This is a genomic window from uncultured Roseicyclus sp. (genome assembly GCF_937892565.1).
GTDB lineage: Bacteria > Pseudomonadota > Alphaproteobacteria > Rhodobacterales > Rhodobacteraceae > Roseicyclus.
This window is the reverse complement of the sequence record NZ_CALAHQ010000036.1, coordinates 1-16032: the sequence shown is the minus strand read 5'-3', so window position 1 is coordinate 16032 and position 16032 is coordinate 1. Positions and strand designations below refer to the sequence as shown.

Annotated in this window: 18 protein-coding genes; 12 read left to right on the top strand and 6 right to left on the bottom strand. The window is 63.1% G+C overall.

Annotation, left to right across the window (positions count from 1 at the left end; all coding sequences use genetic code 11):
* Positions 1-376: 376 nt before the first annotated feature.
* The 4 genes from Q0094_RS05495 (at position 377) to Q0094_RS05480 (ending at position 3994) form a co-directional block, all read left to right on the top strand.
* The gene (locus Q0094_RS05495; RefSeq protein ID WP_297616084.1) at positions 377-1060 is read left to right on the top strand and encodes a hypothetical protein; all 684 of its coding nucleotides are present in this window, start codon (positions 377-379) and stop codon (positions 1058-1060) included.
* 10 nt (positions 1061-1070) lie between these two features.
* The gene (locus tag Q0094_RS05490) at positions 1071-1967 is read left to right on the top strand and encodes a hypothetical protein (RefSeq protein WP_297616082.1); all 897 of its coding nucleotides are present in this window, start codon (positions 1071-1073) and stop codon (positions 1965-1967) included.
* Between the two features lie 126 nt (positions 1968-2093).
* Positions 2094-2798: a hypothetical protein gene (locus Q0094_RS05485; RefSeq protein WP_297616080.1), complete on the top strand. Its 705-nt coding sequence runs from the start codon at positions 2094-2096 to the stop codon at positions 2796-2798.
* On the top strand, positions 2798-3994 hold the full coding sequence (locus Q0094_RS05480; RefSeq protein ID WP_297616078.1) for a glycosyltransferase family 2 protein: 1197 nt from the start codon (positions 2798-2800) through the stop codon (positions 3992-3994). The genes Q0094_RS05485 and Q0094_RS05480 overlap by 1 nt, the downstream gene beginning before the upstream one ends.
* On the opposite strand, the gene Q0094_RS05475 is transcribed toward Q0094_RS05480, so the two are convergent.
* Together Q0094_RS05475 and Q0094_RS05470 are read right to left on the bottom strand one after the other, a co-directional pair.
* Entirely contained in the window at positions 3969-4427 is a 459-nt protein-coding gene (locus Q0094_RS05475; protein WP_297616076.1) for a DUF1178 family protein, read from the bottom strand. The genes Q0094_RS05480 and Q0094_RS05475 overlap by 26 nt on opposite strands.
* 46 nt (positions 4428-4473) lie before the next feature.
* Positions 4474-4953 carry an NUDIX hydrolase gene (locus tag Q0094_RS05470; RefSeq protein WP_297616074.1) on the bottom strand — a complete coding sequence of 160 codons (480 nt, stop codon included), beginning with the start codon at positions 4951-4953 and terminating at the stop codon, positions 4474-4476.
* Between the two features lie 100 nt (positions 4954-5053).
* Between Q0094_RS05470 and Q0094_RS05465 the strand changes: the two genes are divergently transcribed.
* From Q0094_RS05465 to Q0094_RS05450, 4 genes are all read left to right on the top strand, one after another.
* A complete protein-coding gene (locus Q0094_RS05465) occupies positions 5054-5581 on the top strand; it encodes a glutathione peroxidase (RefSeq protein ID WP_297616072.1) in 528 nt (175 codons plus the stop codon).
* The gene (locus tag Q0094_RS05460) at positions 5578-6717 is read left to right on the top strand and encodes an acetoin utilization protein AcuC (RefSeq protein WP_297616070.1); all 1140 of its coding nucleotides are present in this window, start codon (positions 5578-5580) and stop codon (positions 6715-6717) included. Before Q0094_RS05465 ends, Q0094_RS05460 begins: the two co-directional genes overlap by 4 nt.
* 84 nt (positions 6718-6801) lie before the next feature.
* A complete protein-coding gene (locus Q0094_RS05455; protein WP_297616068.1) occupies positions 6802-6987 on the top strand; it encodes a hemin uptake protein HemP in 186 nt (61 codons plus the stop codon).
* 126 nt (positions 6988-7113) lie between these two features.
* On the top strand, positions 7114-7524 hold the full coding sequence (locus tag Q0094_RS05450; RefSeq protein WP_297616088.1) for a BLUF domain-containing protein: 411 nt from the start codon (positions 7114-7116) through the stop codon (positions 7522-7524).
* A 62-nt stretch (positions 7525-7586) separates the two neighbouring features.
* Here Q0094_RS05450 and Q0094_RS05445 read toward each other — a convergent pair whose 3' ends face one another.
* Both Q0094_RS05445 and Q0094_RS05440 read right to left on the bottom strand, forming a co-directional pair.
* Positions 7587-9074, bottom strand: a complete 1488-nt coding sequence (locus Q0094_RS05445; protein WP_297616066.1) for an NAD(P)(+) transhydrogenase (Re/Si-specific) subunit beta — start codon at positions 9072-9074, stop codon at positions 7587-7589.
* 19 nt (positions 9075-9093) lie between these two features.
* Positions 9094-10671 carry a Re/Si-specific NAD(P)(+) transhydrogenase subunit alpha gene (locus Q0094_RS05440; RefSeq protein WP_297616086.1) on the bottom strand — a complete coding sequence of 526 codons (1578 nt, stop codon included), beginning with the start codon at positions 10669-10671 and terminating at the stop codon, positions 9094-9096.
* Positions 10672-10689: 18 nt separating this feature from the next.
* Here Q0094_RS05440 and Q0094_RS05435 point away from each other — a divergent pair, with 18 nt between their 5' ends.
* Together Q0094_RS05435 and Q0094_RS05430 are read left to right on the top strand one after the other, a co-directional pair.
* Positions 10690-10956, top strand: coding sequence for a hypothetical protein (locus Q0094_RS05435; RefSeq protein ID WP_297616064.1), 267 nt, complete (start codon positions 10690-10692; stop codon positions 10954-10956).
* 78 nt (positions 10957-11034) lie between these two features.
* The gene (locus tag Q0094_RS05430) at positions 11035-12318 is read left to right on the top strand and encodes a DUF3422 family protein (protein WP_297616062.1); all 1284 of its coding nucleotides are present in this window, start codon (positions 11035-11037) and stop codon (positions 12316-12318) included.
* A 91-nt stretch (positions 12319-12409) separates the two neighbouring features.
* Here Q0094_RS05430 and Q0094_RS05425 read toward each other — a convergent pair whose 3' ends face one another.
* Both Q0094_RS05425 and Q0094_RS05420 read right to left on the bottom strand, forming a co-directional pair.
* On the bottom strand, positions 12410-14032 hold the full coding sequence (locus tag Q0094_RS05425; protein ID WP_297616059.1) for an AMP-binding protein: 1623 nt from the start codon (positions 14030-14032) through the stop codon (positions 12410-12412).
* Positions 14025-14450 (bottom strand): hypothetical protein, encoded by a 426-nt coding sequence (locus Q0094_RS05420; protein WP_297616057.1) that lies wholly within the window; start codon positions 14448-14450, stop codon positions 14025-14027. The genes Q0094_RS05425 and Q0094_RS05420 overlap by 8 nt, the downstream gene beginning before the upstream one ends.
* 89 nt (positions 14451-14539) lie before the next feature.
* On the opposite strand from Q0094_RS05420, the gene moaA reads away from it, so the two are divergent.
* On the top strand, positions 14540-15550 hold the full coding sequence (gene moaA, locus Q0094_RS05415; protein ID WP_297616055.1) for a GTP 3',8-cyclase MoaA: 1011 nt from the start codon (positions 14540-14542) through the stop codon (positions 15548-15550).
* Positions 15550-16032: a hypothetical protein gene (locus Q0094_RS05410; RefSeq protein WP_297616053.1), complete on the top strand. Its 483-nt coding sequence runs from the start codon at positions 15550-15552 to the stop codon at positions 16030-16032. The genes moaA and Q0094_RS05410 overlap by 1 nt, the downstream gene beginning before the upstream one ends.

Sequence of the window (16032 nt, the reverse complement as noted above, 5' to 3'; positions counted from 1 at the left end):
CTCCCCCACCCCATCTGTGCGCAAACCGCGTATGTACGGGGTGTGTACGCCCTGTGTACCCCATCCCGACAGGGCCGCCGCCTGCCCCGTGGCCTCTGCCCGCCCCGCAGTGCCCAAGGGTTAACCCCGGCATCCCGGCCACACCGGCGCGCGCAGGGTGCGAAAACCTTTGCCAAATATTAGGAATTAAGAGAAAAACAGTCAACGAAAGATCAAGGGCCATCCGCGCCATGGCAAGAAAGGCAGTAGAGTGGAGCTGAACCGGCGACCTGTGGCTTCCCTCTGGATTGGGGAAAAGCTGCAATATCTCAACCAGTTATGCCTTGCCTCTCACCTTCGCCATGGCCATCCGGTGACGCTGTACTGCACCCATGCGGTGCAAAACGCGCCCCGGGGGGTCGTGGTGCGCCCGGCCTCCGAGATCATGGATATCCCCATGGACATCGTCGAGGAAACCTCGGCCTCGTTCCTGTCAAATGTGTTTCGTTACAAGATGATACGCGCCACAGGTGCGATCTGGATCGACTGCGACGCGCTTTGCCACAAACCCTTTCCCGACGACTGGGACTGGATTTTTGCCGGCCACGGTCTGCGCGGCGCGCTCAATTGCGGGGTGGTGGGTCTGCCGCGCGATTGCGCGCTGATGGACCAGTTGCTCGACTATTACGACAACCTGCCCGACTGCCCGCCCTGGTGGAACAAGCAGCAGCGCAAACGCATGGAAAAACAAAAGGATGCCCCCCATGCGGTCAAGATCTACCGCACCGAGCGCACGGCCTTTGGCCCGCAGGCCTTCACATGGTTTGCCCAGCAAACCGGCGATGCCGCCCGCGCGATGACCCCCGATGTGCTCTACCCCGTGCCGTTCCAGCTCAACGATATCTTTTTCGATCCCCATGGCCGTGTTGAGGGTTGGTTTACCAACGCGACCGTCTCCGTCCACCTCTACACCAACGGCACCAAACCCTGGTGGCGCCGCAACCCCCCCCTCGAAAACTCCTACATTTCAAGAATGTGCCAAGAGTTCGGCATCGCCCCCACCGCCGCCCTGGAAGAGTGAGGGGCGAAGCATGAAGCCCACGATCACGCTGTTTTTCATCGTAGAACCACCGATGTACCAGTATATCGCGTGCTATCTTGCGGCCTCGATCCGCCGGCATCTTGACCCGGAAATCTTGCTTGTCGGCTATTGCCCCGCCCACCGCATGGAGGCGCTTGACCCGGCCGTGACCGAAACGTTGCGCCGTATGCGCTGCGAGGTGCGCCCGATGCCGACAGAGGGTCTGTTTGCGCCGGAATATCCGCATGGCAACAAGATCATCGCCTGCCAGCAGAAACGCGACACCGCATGGGGTGGCTTCATGGATAGCGATATCTTGGTGTTGCAGCCACATGATGTGACGCGCCTGCTGGTACCCGGCCATGTGACCTGCTCGCCTGCGGCGTCGATCCAATGGGCACCCGACGATCTTTGGGAGACGGTTTATGGCAGCTTTGATCTGCCGGTACCCGACGCGCGCATCACCTTGATGCGCGACCGCCGTCGCCCGATGGTGCCCTATTTTTCGTCGGGCTTCGTCTTGTTCCCGCAAGACAGCGCTTTCGCAGACACGTGGATGGAAACAGCCCAGCATCTGGACGGGGTCGGCGCGCTTGCCGCGTTCCGCCGCCCCTATCTTGATCAGATCAGCTTGCCGGTCGCGATTGCACGGGCAGGGCTGGCTTGGAACGAGTTGTCAGAAGACGACCATTGCATTCTGGGTGGTCGCTTGCGCGGCAAGACCTTCCGGCGACGTCCGACGATCACGGCTGTCCATTACCGCAAGTGGGAGGTGCTCGAGGAGGCGGGGCTGGCCAATGACGGTTACGAGGGGCTGAAAGCACAAGTCGGTGTCAAACGTGTCCGCCGCATTTTCGATGTGCCAGCGCCTGATGCAACCACCACGACCGCGACGATCGAAGAGTGACCCTCATGGCGCAGTCCTGGATCGTTTGCGCGCCCAACATCGCCACAAGCGGCACGGGCCCGCGCAGGTTGATCCAGACAAAAGGCGTTGGCAGTTCAACCTAAATGACAGAAAGGACCAAGGCATATGGGCATCAGCATCAATATCGCGCTGCAACTGGCCTATATCGCGCCAGTGGTGAAGGGCTGCGAGGGCGGCGTCATGCTGGGCCGACAAAAGATGCACTTCAACCCGCCCGGTTGGACCGAACGGCTGATCAAAAAGCTCGCACGGCATGGCATCACGGCAACGCCTGAAACCTTGTTTCAAGAGGACGGGTTTTGTGAGTCCTTTCTCCAGACGATCGGCTGGCCACCTCTTGAAAGCCTTGATTTTTCAGCGATCGAAGGGGCGCAATATGTGCATGACCTGTCCGAACCGGTAGGCGATGACCTGAAGGACAAGTTCGCGCTGATCTATGACGGCGGCACAACCGAGCATGTCTTTGACATCGCGCAGAGCTTTCGCAACATCGATGCTATGCTCAAGCGCGACGGCATATTCGTGTCCTGCGTTGGCACGGATGGGTGGTATGGTCACGGCTTTTACCAAATCGGCCCGGATATTCCATGGCGATATTGGCATGCCTCATTGGGCTATGAGGTCTTGGGCTGCTGGACCATGTCGCGCAAAGGGACTGAACGCGCGGCGCGGGTGCCCGACCCGACCAATCGCCCCCGGGGTGCCGAGCACCGCTTTAGTGTGCCGCAGCTTCTCTTTTACGTGGTCCGGAAAAAGCACCGCAACGGGCCGCCGAACCCAGTGATCCAAAGCCACTACATCAATTACTGATGGCAGGCTTTGGACTCATCACGATGATGAAGGACGAAGGTCCGCGGCTTGTGGAATGGCTGGCCTATCATCGGCTGATCGGGTTCGACGCGGTCTGGGTCTATAGCAATGACTGCCGCGATGGGACCGATGCGATGCTGGACCGGCTGGAGGCGATGGGGCTGTGCCACCACATCCGCAACCCGGTGCCGCCGGGCCGCAAGCCGCAACCCCATGCGCTGGGCCTTGCACAGCGCAACCGCGCCATCATGGATGCCGATTGGCTGATGGTGATGGATGGCGACGAATTCCTGCATATCAAGACCGGCGATGGCACGCTGCCCGCGCTTTTGGCGGCCTGTCCCGACGGGACGGATGGGGTGGCGGTCACTTGGCGGATCATGGGATCAAACGGGCGCAGCGATTGGTCGCCCGACCCGATCTTGATCCAATTCACATGCGGGGCGCGGGATGATTTTCGCCGGGGCTGGGGGGTCAAGACGCTGTTTCGCCCCTCAGCGGGCATGACGCTGGGCATTCACCGGCCTGGCTTGCGCGGCGCGCAGGACCGTGGGCTGCAATGGGTGAACGGCTCGGGCGCGCCGATGCCGCCCAGTTTTCTGGCGGATGGCTGGCGCGGATCAGCAGCGACGGTGGGCTATGATCTGGCCGAGGTCGCGCATTTCGCCGTCCAAAGCCGCGAGGCCTATGTCTTGCGTGGCGACCGGGGCAATGTGAACTGCAAGCCCGACAAATACGACGCCACATATTTCGCGATCTTCGACCGCAACGAAGACCCGCATTTGGGGCTTTTGCGCTGGTCGGGCTGGGTCGATGGTCTGGTGGATTGCTGGTTGCAGGACAAGACCCTGAAGCGGTTGCTTGATGCCAGCATCGACTGGCATGCACGGCGGCTGGCCGAGTTGCGCACAACCCCCGGCTTTGCGGCGCGCATGGGCGCGCTGGCACAGGCCGCCGAGGTGCCGCTGGCCGCTCTCGACGGGTTGCTCTTTGTGCAACCGCTGCCACCCCAAGGCAAACGCCGGGTGGCAGAGTTGCGCGCGCGCGGCATGCCGGATGCCGAAATCGCCCGGATCATGGCCCAATCCCTTGCCCGGCTTGAAGCCGCGCGTGATGCCCGCGAGGCGGCGGAACTGCACGCCATGGGGACCGGACCTGTGACGGGCGCGTTCAGTTGGCCTTATCGGGCGGAATGAACGGCAAGGGCGCGATGGGAATGCCCTCTTCGATCAGGGCGCGCGCCTCGTCGGGTTTGGCCTCACCGTGGATCATGCGCTCTTCGGTTTCGCCTTGGTGCATGGCGCGCGCCTCATCGGCGAAGCGGCCGCCCACATAGGTGGAATTTTGCGCCAGATGCTGCCGCATGGCGCGCAACATCTGTTCCGCGGGATGGGTCGGCGTCGACAAGGGGCGCGACGGTAATATGCCCTCGGGCGCGGCAACAGCGGTGGTGGTGGGCGCATCATGCACCGCAACGCGGGGCGCCATCAGCGCCTTGGTGATGGCGCTGCCACCACAGATGGCGCAAGACACCATCCCCTTTGCCACCAGCGTGTCAAAGGCATCGGCGGATTGAAACCAGCTGTCGAAGCTGTGGCCATCGGTGCATTTCAGGCAATAGCGTATCATGATGCGTGCAAGATATTCGGCTTTGTCACGGGTTCAAGCGGCGCGCTCATCCAAGCCGCTCGGGATCAAAGGCGGCGATGATCTGCTTCAGTTCCGGCTCATCCACGCGCAACGCGGCCTTTTTGCGGCTCATCCACTTTATCTTGCGCTTTCCGGCCTCGGGAAAAGCGGCATCCTCATGCGCCACTTCAAGGGGAAAAACCACCACGATGCACGGGATCGACAAATCCTCGTCAAGAAATTTCGAATAGGAATAAAGCCCCAGCACATCGTCGAACACACGCCCGCGCAAGCCAGCCTCTTCCCATGCCTCCTGAGCGGCGGCCTCGGCCGGGCGCATGCCGTCCATCGGCCAACCCTTGGGAATGATCCAGCGACCCGTGTCCAGCGACGAGATCAGCATCACATCGACCTGTCCCTTTTTCTTGATGCGATACGGCAGCGCAGCAAATTGGGTGCGCGTCTCGCGTTTTACGGCGGCGGCAATGCGCAAGGGTGGCTGCATGGGGGCGGGCTTTCGGGTCATGGCAGCGGGTTATCGCACGCAAGGCATGGCTTTGCAAAGCCCCGCTTGACACCCCGATGGCGCGCTATACCTCCCCATCATCCGACCGGAGACCGCCGTGATGCACCGCCGCAGCTTGATCGCAGCCCTGGCCACATTGCCCTTTGCCGCGCGCGCGCAAGCCCAAGCGGGGTTTGGCTTCGATTCAATCGATGGCGGGCGCTACGATCTGGGTGATTGGCGCGGGCAACCCATCTTGGTGGTCAACACCGCCTCGCTGTGTGGCTACACCGATCAATATGACGAACTTCAGGCGCTGCACGAGGAATACGGGCCGCGCGGGTTGGTCGTGCTGGCTGTGCCGTCGGATGATTTCAGTCAGGAACTGGCCAGCGATGCCGCCGTGGCCGAGTTTTGCGAGCTGAATTTCAACCTGACGCTGCCGATGACCACGATCACTTCGGTCCGGGGCGCAAATGCGCATCCGTTTTTCCAATGGCTGCGGACCCGTTATGGCTTTGAGCCGGGTTGGAATTTCAACAAGGTGCTCCTGGATGGCGAAGGCCGGATGACGCAAAGTTTCGGCTCGAACACACGACCCACCAGCCCCCGCATCCGCCGCGAGATCGAGGCGCTTTTGGGCGCGTGAGCAAACCGCTTTTCTTTGGGTCCGAAATCTATCGCGGGTCAAGCTATGGTGCCGGGCACCCGTTGCGGGTGCCGCGTGTGTCGACCGTGATGGATCTGTCGCGGGCCATGGGCTGGCTGGGATACGATCAATACCGCACCAGCCCCCGCGCCAAGCCCGAGGCGCTGACGATCTGGCACACCCACGCCTATGCCGAGGCCCTTGCAAAGGCCGAAGCCGATCAGGCGGTCAGCGATGCCGTGCGCACCCGCCACGCTCTGGGCACGCTGGCCAACCCGGTCTTTCCCCAGATGTATCGCCGCCCGGCAACCGGGGCGGGGGCGGCGCTTCTGGCGGGGGAATTGCTGGCCCAAGGCGGCGTGATCTACCACCCCGGCGGCGGCACGCATCATGGCTTTCCTGACCGGGCGGGCGGGTTTTGCTACCTCAACGACCCGGTTCTGGCGATCTTGTCGTTGCGCCGCGCGGGGGCGGCCAAGATCGCTTATGTCGACATCGACGCCCATCACATGGACGGCGTGCAACATGGCCTGGCGGGCGACGGCCAGACGCTGCTGCTGTCGGTGCACGAGGAAAAGCGCTGGCCGTTTACCGGGGCGCTGGATGATGATGGCGGTGGCAATTGCCTGAACCTGCCGGTGCCGGCCGGGCTGAACGACAGCGAAATGGCGGCGATCCGCGACCGGTTGATCTTGCCGGCGCTGTCGGGATTTGCGCCCGATGCCATCGTGCTGCAATGCGGGGCCGATGCGGTGACCGAGGATCCGCTGTCGCGCTTGTGCCTGTCGAACAATGCCCATTGGGATGTAATCGCCGCATTGATGGTGCTGGGCTGCCCGCGTCTGTTGGTGCTGGGGGGCGGCGGCTACAACCCTTGGTCGGTCGGTCGGCTCTGGACCGGGGTCTGGGCCAGGCTGAACGGCCACGACATTCCCGAACGCCTGCCCGAGGCGGCCGAAGCGGTATTGCGGGCGTTGCGCTGGGACAAGCCCCCGCAAGCCGGACGCGCCCCGCCCGAGGCTTGGTTCACCACGCTGCGCGATGCACCTCGGCCCGGGCCCATTCGCGCAGAGCTGGCCGCGCGGATCGCCGAACTGGCGCGGCGCCCGGCTGCGCGGGGCAAAATTCCTGACTGAAAAAATCGGGAATTGACTATTCCGATTCTTTTTGTCAGACTTTCCATGTCACCACCTGCACAAACCTGGATCGGAGGGCCCAGCATGAGCTATCACGGACAGATCACCGAGAGCGCCGAAAAAGGCCACAGCCAACCGCCACACTCCGGCCAACCGGCCTATGATGCCAGACGGCTGGTCAATGGCGAGGGTACGGCGATGATCTTGCTCGACGACAAGGCCTATCAGCTGCGCATCACGCGGGCGGGAAAGCTGATCTTGACCAAATAGAGCCATGCCCGGGTGCTGTGCCGATGCTATTGCGGCGACAAGGGGCGGCGTTTAGCGTAACCTGTGCGCATGCCCGCTTGATGGCGCGCCCTTTGGCGCGACCGGCCCGGCACAGGAGCCTTTGCCATTTCCGACCTTATCCAGATCATCTATTCCTCTCGCCCCTTTGGCTATGACGAGGCAACGCTGTCGGGCATCTTGCTGCAGGCCCGACAGGGCAATCAGCGCGATGGGATCACCGGGGCGCTGATTTGTCGGCGCGACATTTACCTGCAACTGCTGGAAGGCCCCGGCCCTGTGGTTCGCGCCGCCTATGATCGCATCCGCCGCGATGATCGCCATCTCGATGTCCGGCTGCATGTCACCGACCCGGTGTCGGCGCGGCTTTTCGCGGATTGGGCGATGCTGCATGACCCCGCCCAAAGCCTGATCTGGTCGCCAGATCACCTGACCGATGATCGGCGCAAGGATTTACCGCCCGATGAATTGCGCCGCATTTTCACGGATCTCTCGGCTGCGGCCCAACACAGGCCCTGAGATCAGCCCGAAACGAAAAAGGCCCCCGTCTCCGGGGGCCTTTTTGCGGCGCTGCGGTCAGATCAGGCGATCTTGGGCAGCAATTCATCAAGGCTTTTCTTGGCGTCGCCATAAAACATCCGCGTGTTGTCCTTGAAGAACAGCGGGTTTTCGATGCCCGAATAGCCCGTGCCTTGGCCGCGCTTGGACACGAACACCTGCTTGGCCTTCCACACCTCAAGCACCGGCATGCCGGCGATGGGGCTGTTGGGGTCGTCTTGGGCTGCCGGGTTCACGATGTCGTTCGAGCCGATGACGATCACCACATCCGTTGACGGGAAATCCTCGTTGATCTCGTCCATCTCCAGCACGATGTCATAGGGCACCTTGGCTTCTGCCAGAAGCACGTTCATGTGCCCCGGCAAACGCCCCGCGACGGGATGGATGGCAAAGCGCACGGTCTTGCCCGCCGCGCGCAGCTTGCGGGTCAACTCGCTGACCGATTGCTGCGCTTGCGCCACCGCCATGCCATAGCCCGGCACGATCACCACGCTGTCGGCATCGTTCAGGGCAGCGGCCACACCGTCGCTGTCGATGGCGATCTGTTCGCCCTCGATCGCCTGCTGTTCGCCCTTGGCCCCGCCAAAGCCGCCCAGAATGACGGACACGAAGCTGCGGTTCATCGCCTTGCACATGATGTAGGACAAGATCGCACCGGACGAGCCGACCAGCGCCCCCACCACGATGAGCAAATCATTGCCAAGCGAAAAGCCGATCGCCGCTGCCGCCCAGCCCGAATAGCTGTTGAGCATCGAGACCACCACCGGCATGTCGGCGCCGCCGATGCCCATGATCAGATGGTAGCCGATGAACAACGCCAGCAGCGTCAGCACCACCAGCGTCCAGCCACCCGCACCGCCCAGATACATCGCCGCCAGAGCGAGCGACGCCGCCGCCGCCCCGGCATTGAGCATATGGCCGCCCGGCAATTGCTTGGCCACGCTATCCACACGGCCCGCCAGCTTGCCATAGGCAATGACCGATCCGGTAAAGGTCACGGCACCGATCCAGATGCCAAGCACCAGCTCGACCCGCAAGATCCCGACCTCGACCGCCGTTTTCTTGGCCAGAAGCGCCGCGAAATTCGACAGCGTGCCGATCAACTCATAGACCGGGGTGGCCAATGGCCCCTCGGGCTGGGGAAAGGCCATGCCGGCGGCGCCCAGAACCTCGCCCACGCGCACCAGTTCGATATGGGCGTTAAAGCCCACGAACACCGCCGCCAGACCGACCAGCGAATGCATGATTGCCACAAGCTCGGGCATCTGTGTCATCTGGACCCGGGTGGCCAGCTGATAGCCCACGCCCGCGCCCGCCGCGATCAAGATCAGCGACATCAGCCACAGCCCCGACCCCGGCCCGATCAGGGTCGCGGCAACGGCAAGCGCCATGCCCGCGATGCCGTACCAGACCGCGCGCTTGGCGCTTTCCTGCCCGGACAAACCGCCGAGCGAGAGGATGAAAAGAACGCCCGCGACCGCATAGGCCGCAATGGTGAATCCGAAATCCATCTATCCTACCCCTGCCCGCTCAAGATTTCTGGAACATGGCGAGCATGCGCCGTGTCACAAGGAAACCACCGAAGATGTTTACGGAGGCCATGAAAATGCCCAGCGCCGCCAGAATCGTGATCAGGACCGAGCTTGAGCCGATCTGCATCAGGGCGCCCAGAATGATGATCGACGAGATTGCGTTCGTGACCGCCATCAGCGGCGTGTGCAAGCTGTGGGCCACATTCCAGATGACCTGAAATCCGATAAAGACCGACAGCACGAAAACGATGAAATGCTGCATGAAGCTGGCGGGCGCGATCAGCCCCACGCCCAAGACCAGCGCACCACCGATTGACAGCAGCATGATCTGGTTCTTGGTCTGTGCCTTGAAGTCCGCCACTTCTTTTGCACGCTTTTCTTCGGGCGTCAGTTCCTTGGGCTTTTCCTTTTTCGACGCCGCCGCGATGGCCGCGATCTTGGGCGGCGGCGGCGGATAGGTGATCGCGCCTCCAAAAACGGCGGTGGCCCCCCGGATCACGTCATCTTCCATATTGTGGTTGACCGTGCCGTCCTTGCCAGGCGTCAGGTCGGCCATCATGTGGCGGATGTTGGTGGAATAAAGCGTGGACGCCTGCGCGGCCATCCGGCTTGGGAAATCGGTATAGCCGATGATCACCACACCATTGTCGGACACGACGCGCTCATCGGCGCGCGTCAATTCACAGTTGCCGCCACGCTCGGCCGCCAGATCGATGATGACCGAACCGGGCTTCATCGCCTCGACCATGTCGCGGGTCCAGAGCACCGGCGCGGGGCGGCCGGGGATCAGCGCGGTGGTGATCACGATGTCCATCTCGGGCGCAATCTCGCGGAATTTCGCAAGCTGCTTGGCCTGAAACTCGGGGCTTTGGGGGGGCGCATAGCCACCCGTCGCGGCGCCATCGGGCAATTCATCGGCCGAAAACTCAAGGAACACGAATTGCGCACCCATCGATTCGATCTGTTCGGCCACTTCGGGGCGCACGTCGAAGGCATAGGTGATGGCACCCAGCGAAGTCGCGGTGCCGATGGCGGCAAGACCCGCCACACCCGCACCCACGACCAGCACCTTGGCCGGCGGCACCTTGCCCGCCGCCGTCACCTGACCGGTGAAGAAGCGGCCGAAATTGTTGCCCGCCTCGATCACCGCGCGGTAGCCCACGATATTGGCCATGGAGGACAGCGCGTCCATCTTTTGTGCGCGGCTGATGCGCGGGACCATGTCCATCGCGATGACATTGGCGCCAGCCGATTTCGCGGTTTCCATCAAATCCGCATTCTGGCCGGGCCAGAAGAACGAGATCAACAGCTGACCCTCGCGCAGCTTCTTGGCCTCGGCGGCTGTTGGCGGGCGCACCTTGGCGACGATGTCGGCGGCCTTCCACAGCGCGGCTGCGGTTTTCACCACTTCGACGCCCGCAGCCTTGTAGGCCGCATCGGTAAAGCCTGCAGCCGCACCCGCGCCGGATTCAATCACGCAGTCATAGCCTAGCTTTTGCAGCTGGAGCGCGCTGTCGGGCGTCATCGCCACCCGTGCTTCGCCCGGCTCGATCTCTTTCGGAGCGCCTATTTTCACTGTCATCCCCTCTTTGACATGGCCGTGTCAGCCCGCCCCATAGCAACACAGCGCGCGCTCTACAACTGGGGCCGCACGACACTTTATTACGCATACAATGGAATACCGTTTTCGATACTTGCCATCCCCGCCATCCGCAAGGCCAAGCTGGCGGGGAAAGACAGCTTTGGCACCGTGTCACAGGCTGCCAAACTCATGCCAGAGATGCTGCGATGCCGCATGTTTTTCAAGATTTGTCCGAGGCTTGCATCGGACCGTATGCAGCTGCATTCAGACAAACCTTGATTTTTGCAGCGTTTTTTCGGTTTACAAGAGCGCAACATGGGTTATGTCCCCGCTCGACCCTTGCAAGGAGCCGCACGGATGCCGCTCGAAGATCACCCATTGCGCTATTGGCTTGCCAATGAGCTGCACGCGCGCCCCTTTCCCAACATCAGCGCCCCCGCACAGGCTATCTATGTTGCCATCAAGCAGCCCAAGGATGCAGCCAAACGGGACCGCGGCTTGGACCGGGCGCATCTTCTGGCGCTTCTGGATCGGTTTGGCGCCGATCACCCCGCCCCCGATGCCACGCATTATTTTGGCGATCTGGGCAAGTTTCGGCTGAAATGGGAACAACACACGGAATTCGTGACCTATACCGCGTTTCTGCCCTCGAACGGCGAGCGCCCCTTTGACCCCGCCAGCTGGGAGGCCTTTCCCGAGGATTGGCTGGCACGCGCGCCGGGTGTGCGCATCACCTCGGCCCACATTCGGGTGGAAATCGCGCCAGATGATGATCGCGCGATCGCCAACCGGTTGAATGAGTGGATGGTCCCCGAAAGCCTTGCGGTCAGCCATGTGCTGGACCGGACCGCCGTGGTGGCGGGGGATTTTCGCATCGACAGCAATGGCCACATGCGATTTGCCGTGTTTTGCCGGTCCGATACGGGCAGCCGGCGGATCGGGCGCGTGGTTCAGCGCATCTGCGAGATCGAAACCTACAAGGCGATGTCGATGCTGGGCCTGCCGCTGTCGCGCAGCATTTCCGGCCGCATGGGCGAAATGGACGAAAGCCTGGTGCAGATCGTGGGCGACATGACCGGCGATCTGGCCCGGCCCGACGAAACGCTGGGGCGGCTTTTGGCGATCGCGGCCGAGCTTGAAAAGCTTCAGACCGAAAGCGCGTTTCGCTTCGGCGCGACGGGGGCCTATGAGGCGCTGGTCAATCAGCGCATCGAAGTGCTGCGCGAAGAGCGGTTCCTGGGCCGCCAGACATTCGGCGAATTCATGATGCGCCGCTATGACCCCGCCATGCGCACCATCAAGGCAACCGAGCGGCGGCTGTTGTCGATGACAGAGCGTGCGATCCGTGCGGGCGACCTGTTGCGCACGCGCGTCGATGTGGATCGCTCGGCGCAGAATCAGGCGCTGCTGGAAAGCATGGACCGGCGCGCCGATCTGCAATTGCGCCTGCAAAAGACTGTCGAGGGGCTGTCGGTGGTGGCGATCAGCTATTATGCGGTCAACCTTGTGGTCTATTTGCTGGGCCCCCTGACCGAGATGCTGGCCATATCCAAGACATTTCTGACCGCAATGGCGGTTCTGCCTGTGGTGCTGGCAGTCTGGTGGAGCATCGGCGCGATCCGGCGGTCGATGGACAAGTGAGGGGTTTCGCCCGTTGACACGGGCGACCCGTGCAAGGGGGCTGTCTGCCCCCTCGCGCTCGCCCGAGAGTATTTCAAAAGCAAAGATGGGCTCAGGGATGGGATCGGAGCGCACGGCGCATGATCTTGCCGGTCGCCGTCATGGGCAGGCTGTCGGCCCGGATCACGCGACGTGGCACGCAATGGGCCGAGACGCGCGCGCGCACCAGCGCCTGGAGCGCGGTCTCCATGCCTGACCAATCCGCACCCTCGCGCAAGACGACATGCGCCACGACGATCTCGGTGCGGACCGGATCGGGGGCCCCCACCACGGCGGCCATGACCACGTCGGGATGGGTCGCCAATGCCTGTTCGATCTCGACCGGGCCGATCCGATAGCCGGCCGAGGTGATGATGTCATCGTCACGGGCGTGAAAGGTGATCTGGCCCGAGGCATCGCGCGTGGCCAGATCGCCCGTCCGAAGCCAGCCATCCGCCAGTTTCTGCGCCGTCGCCGCGGGCTTGTTCCAATAGCGCAGAAACATCACCGGATCAGGGGCGCGGATGCACACCTCGCCCACCGCGCCGATGCCGACCTCGCCCGTCGCATCGCGCAGGCTGACCTGATGCCCGGGCACCGGCAGGCCCATGGCGCCCGGCACCCGCGCCATCATGCCCGAGACAGAGGCCACGACCAGGTTGGCCTCGGTCTGGCCGTAGAATTCATTGATCGGGCAGCCAAGGCGTGCAGGGCCCCAATCCAGAAGATCGGCGCCCAGCGCCTCGCCCCCTGAACCGATGGCACGCAAGGCGATGGAGGGCGGCGGGTTTGCCTGCCGCATCAGGCGCAAGGCTGTGGGCGGGATGAACGCATTGGTGACGCGCTCATCGGCCATCAGGCGAAAGGCTGCGTCCGGGTCGAATTTCGGCAAGCGTTGCGCCACCAGCGGCACGCCGTAATAGAGGCATGGCAATGCCATGTCCATCAAGCCGCCGATCCATGCCCAATCGGCCGGGGTCCAGCCGATGGCACCGGGCTGGGGAAAGAAATCCTGGCTCAGCTCCATGCAGGGCAGATGACCGAGCAAGAACCGATGCGCATGCAGCACGCCCTTGGGATCACCGGTGGTGCCGGAGGTGTAGATCATCACCGCCGGATCATCGGCATGGGTATCGACCAGCGTCAGGTCTGCGGGGCCGGTGATCAGCGCCTCGAAAGACAAAACCGGCGCCACAGAGGGGCCGATGACGATGATCATCGTCAGATCGGGCAGATCCGGCGCCAGCGCCATGATCCGGTCGAGCGTCGCCGCATCGGTGACAATCGCGCGCGCCCCTGAATCGGCCAAGCGGTAGCGCAGCGCATCACCGCCAAACAGCGTGAACAGCGGCAACGAGACCGCCCCAAGCTTCATCGCGGCAAAATGGGTGATCAGCGCCGCCGGATGTTGCGGCAACAAGACCGCGACCCGGTCGCCACGGCCGACGCCGCGCGCCGCAAGCGCACAGCCCAGCGCATCGGAGGCACGCTTGAGCTGCCCATAGGTCCAGAGCTGCCGATCGCCGGTCGTGGCGCGATGGATCACGGCCACGCGGTCAGGTGCGACCGCAGCCCAGCTGTCACAGCACAGATGCGCGATGTTGAGCCGTTCAGGCACCCGCCAGCGAAAGTGCGCGCCAAGCTCATCCCAGTCGGCGCGCCGCAAGAACACGCGCCGATCAGGCAGTTCAGACATCGCCGATGACGGTCAGGGTGGGCCGCGCATCCAGCGCGATGCCAAGGGTGGTGAACCCGGCCAAGGACAGCCGCGACCCGGACCCGCGCGCCCCCCCCGTGGGGCGCAGCATCACATCGATCTGGCGTCCGTTCTCGGCCACGACGCGGCCTGTGGTTTCGGTGCGCACAAGGGGCGTTTCCAACCACAGGCCCGGCAGGGTCACATCCCCGATGGTCGTCACGCTGAAGCCAAGAAAGCGACCCTCGCTTTGGGGTTGGGTGGAGGCCGACACTGTCGGATCGGTCGCAACATCGACCGGCCCGCCGGCCGTCACAGGCTCGATCACAAGCGGCGGCTCTTTGGGGCGCATCACGCCCGGCACGCCCACGCAGGCGGTCAGCAGGATCGGGGCAAAAAGGAAAAGGATTTTCTTCATGGCGGCCAACCTAGGGTCATTCAAGGGCGGCTTCAACCGCCGTCGCAAGGCATCTTGCCCTTGCAGCGCTTGCCGCTTAGCTTGCGTTCATGACAACGACCAGCCCCCTTATCGACCCGTTTCAGCGCGCGATCAGCTATCTGCGGGTGTCTGTCACTGACCGCTGCGATTTCCGCTGTGTCTATTGCATGTCAGAGACCATGACCTTTCTGCCCAAGAAGGAACTTCTGACGCTCGAAGAACTGGATCGGTTGTGTTCGGCCTTTGTGCGGCTGGGGGTGGAAAAGCTGCGCATCACGGGCGGAGAGCCTTTGGTGCGGCGCGATATCATGACGTTTTTCCGCGCCATGACCCGGCATCTGGACAGCGGCAGGCTCAAGGAATTGACGCTGACCACCAACGGCAGCCAATTGGCGCGTTTCGCGGGTGAACTTCATGATGCCGGCGTGCGGCGGATCAATGTTTCGCTCGATACGCTCGATGACGCGAAATTCGCCGCGATCACGCGTTGGGGCCGCTTGGCGCAAGTGCTCGACGGGATCGATGCGGCACAAAAGGCGGGGCTCAAGGTCAAGATCAACGCGGTCGCGCTCAAGGGGTTCAACGAAACGGAACTGTTCGATCTGCAAAGCTGGTGCGCCGCGCGCGAGATGGGCCTGACCTTTATCGAGGTCATGCCGATGGGCGATCTGGGCAATGAGAACCGGCTGGATCAGTATTGGTCGCTCAAGGATCTGCGGGGGCGGCTGGCCGAACGGTTCACGCTGACCGATCTGGCCGAGCGCACGGGCGGGCCTGCGCGCTATGTGCGGCTGGAGGAGACCGGCCAGAAGATCGGCTTTATCACGCCGCTCACGCATAACTTCTGCGAAAGCTGCAACCGGGTGCGGCTGACCTGCACGGGCGAGTTGTACATGTGCCTTGGTCAGGAGGATATGGCCGATCTGCGCGCGCCCTTGCGCGCATCGGACGCGGATGGGGTGCTGGAACAAGCCATTCGCGCGGCCATCGCGCGCAAGCCCAAGGGTCATGATTTCGACTATTCCCGGCAGTCTGTCGCCGGTCAGATGACCCGCCACATGAGCCATACGGGCGGGTGATGGGCGCGTCCGGCGGGGCTGGCCGGGTCCGCGCCGGTGCCGTGCTGGGCGTTTGGGGGGCGCTGAGCCTCTTGGTGGTGCTCTTGGCGCATGAATGGCTCAGCTTTGGGCCATCGGGTCATGATCTGATCGCCGCCGCGTCGGCGCCCTGCCCCGAGGTGCCTTGCGTCACCCTTGGAACCATCATCACCGCTCAGATCGCCAAGGCCCTGGGGGCGGCCATGCTGTTTTGGGGGATCGGAGCGATCTGGGTCAGCGGGCAGATGCGTTGGGCGATTGCGGCCCCGGTCTGGCTGGCAGAATATCTTTGGTCGCTTGTCGGCATCGCCTCAAGCCACCGCGGCGCTTTTCGCGATGATTGGCGCTGGTGGGAACCCTTCGTGGTGCTGATGTGGTCGCCCGTGACAACCCCCGCTCTTGCGATCCTGGGCATGGGGATCTGGTTTGGGCTGGCGCGGACAAGACGCCCGATCATGCGCTAG

Excerpts from the sequence above, each read along its gene's own strand:
- Q0094_RS05470 (WP_297616074.1), bottom strand. The coding sequence starts at position 4,953 with ATGACCCGAAAGCCCGCCCCCATGCAGCCACCCTTGCGCATTGCCGCC.
- Q0094_RS05430 (WP_297616062.1), top strand. The coding sequence starts at position 11,035 with ATGCCGCTCGAAGATCACCCATTGCGCTATTGGCTTGCCAATGAGCTG.
- Q0094_RS05480 (WP_297616078.1), top strand. The coding sequence starts at position 2,798 with ATGGCAGGCTTTGGACTCATCACGATGATGAAGGACGAAGGTCCGCGG.
- Q0094_RS05455 (WP_297616068.1), top strand. The coding sequence starts at position 6,802 with ATGAGCTATCACGGACAGATCACCGAGAGCGCCGAAAAAGGCCACAGC.
- Q0094_RS05420 (WP_297616057.1), bottom strand. The coding sequence starts at position 14,450 with ATGAAGAAAATCCTTTTCCTTTTTGCCCCGATCCTGCTGACCGCCTGC.
- Q0094_RS05445 (WP_297616066.1), bottom strand. The coding sequence starts at position 9,074 with ATGGATTTCGGATTCACCATTGCGGCCTATGCGGTCGCGGGCGTTCTT.
- Q0094_RS05475 (WP_297616076.1), bottom strand. The coding sequence starts at position 4,427 with ATGATACGCTATTGCCTGAAATGCACCGATGGCCACAGCTTCGACAGC.
- Q0094_RS05490 (WP_297616082.1), top strand. The coding sequence starts at position 1,071 with ATGAAGCCCACGATCACGCTGTTTTTCATCGTAGAACCACCGATGTAC.
- Q0094_RS05435 (WP_297616064.1), top strand. The coding sequence starts at position 10,690 with ATGGCCGTGTCAGCCCGCCCCATAGCAACACAGCGCGCGCTCTACAAC.
- Q0094_RS05485 (WP_297616080.1), top strand. The coding sequence starts at position 2,094 with ATGGGCATCAGCATCAATATCGCGCTGCAACTGGCCTATATCGCGCCA.
- Q0094_RS05425 (WP_297616059.1), bottom strand. The coding sequence starts at position 14,032 with ATGTCTGAACTGCCTGATCGGCGCGTGTTCTTGCGGCGCGCCGACTGG.
- Q0094_RS05465 (WP_297616072.1), top strand. The coding sequence starts at position 5,054 with ATGCACCGCCGCAGCTTGATCGCAGCCCTGGCCACATTGCCCTTTGCC.
- moaA (WP_297616055.1), top strand. The coding sequence starts at position 14,540 with ATGACAACGACCAGCCCCCTTATCGACCCGTTTCAGCGCGCGATCAGC.
- Q0094_RS05410 (WP_297616053.1), top strand. The coding sequence starts at position 15,550 with ATGGGCGCGTCCGGCGGGGCTGGCCGGGTCCGCGCCGGTGCCGTGCTG.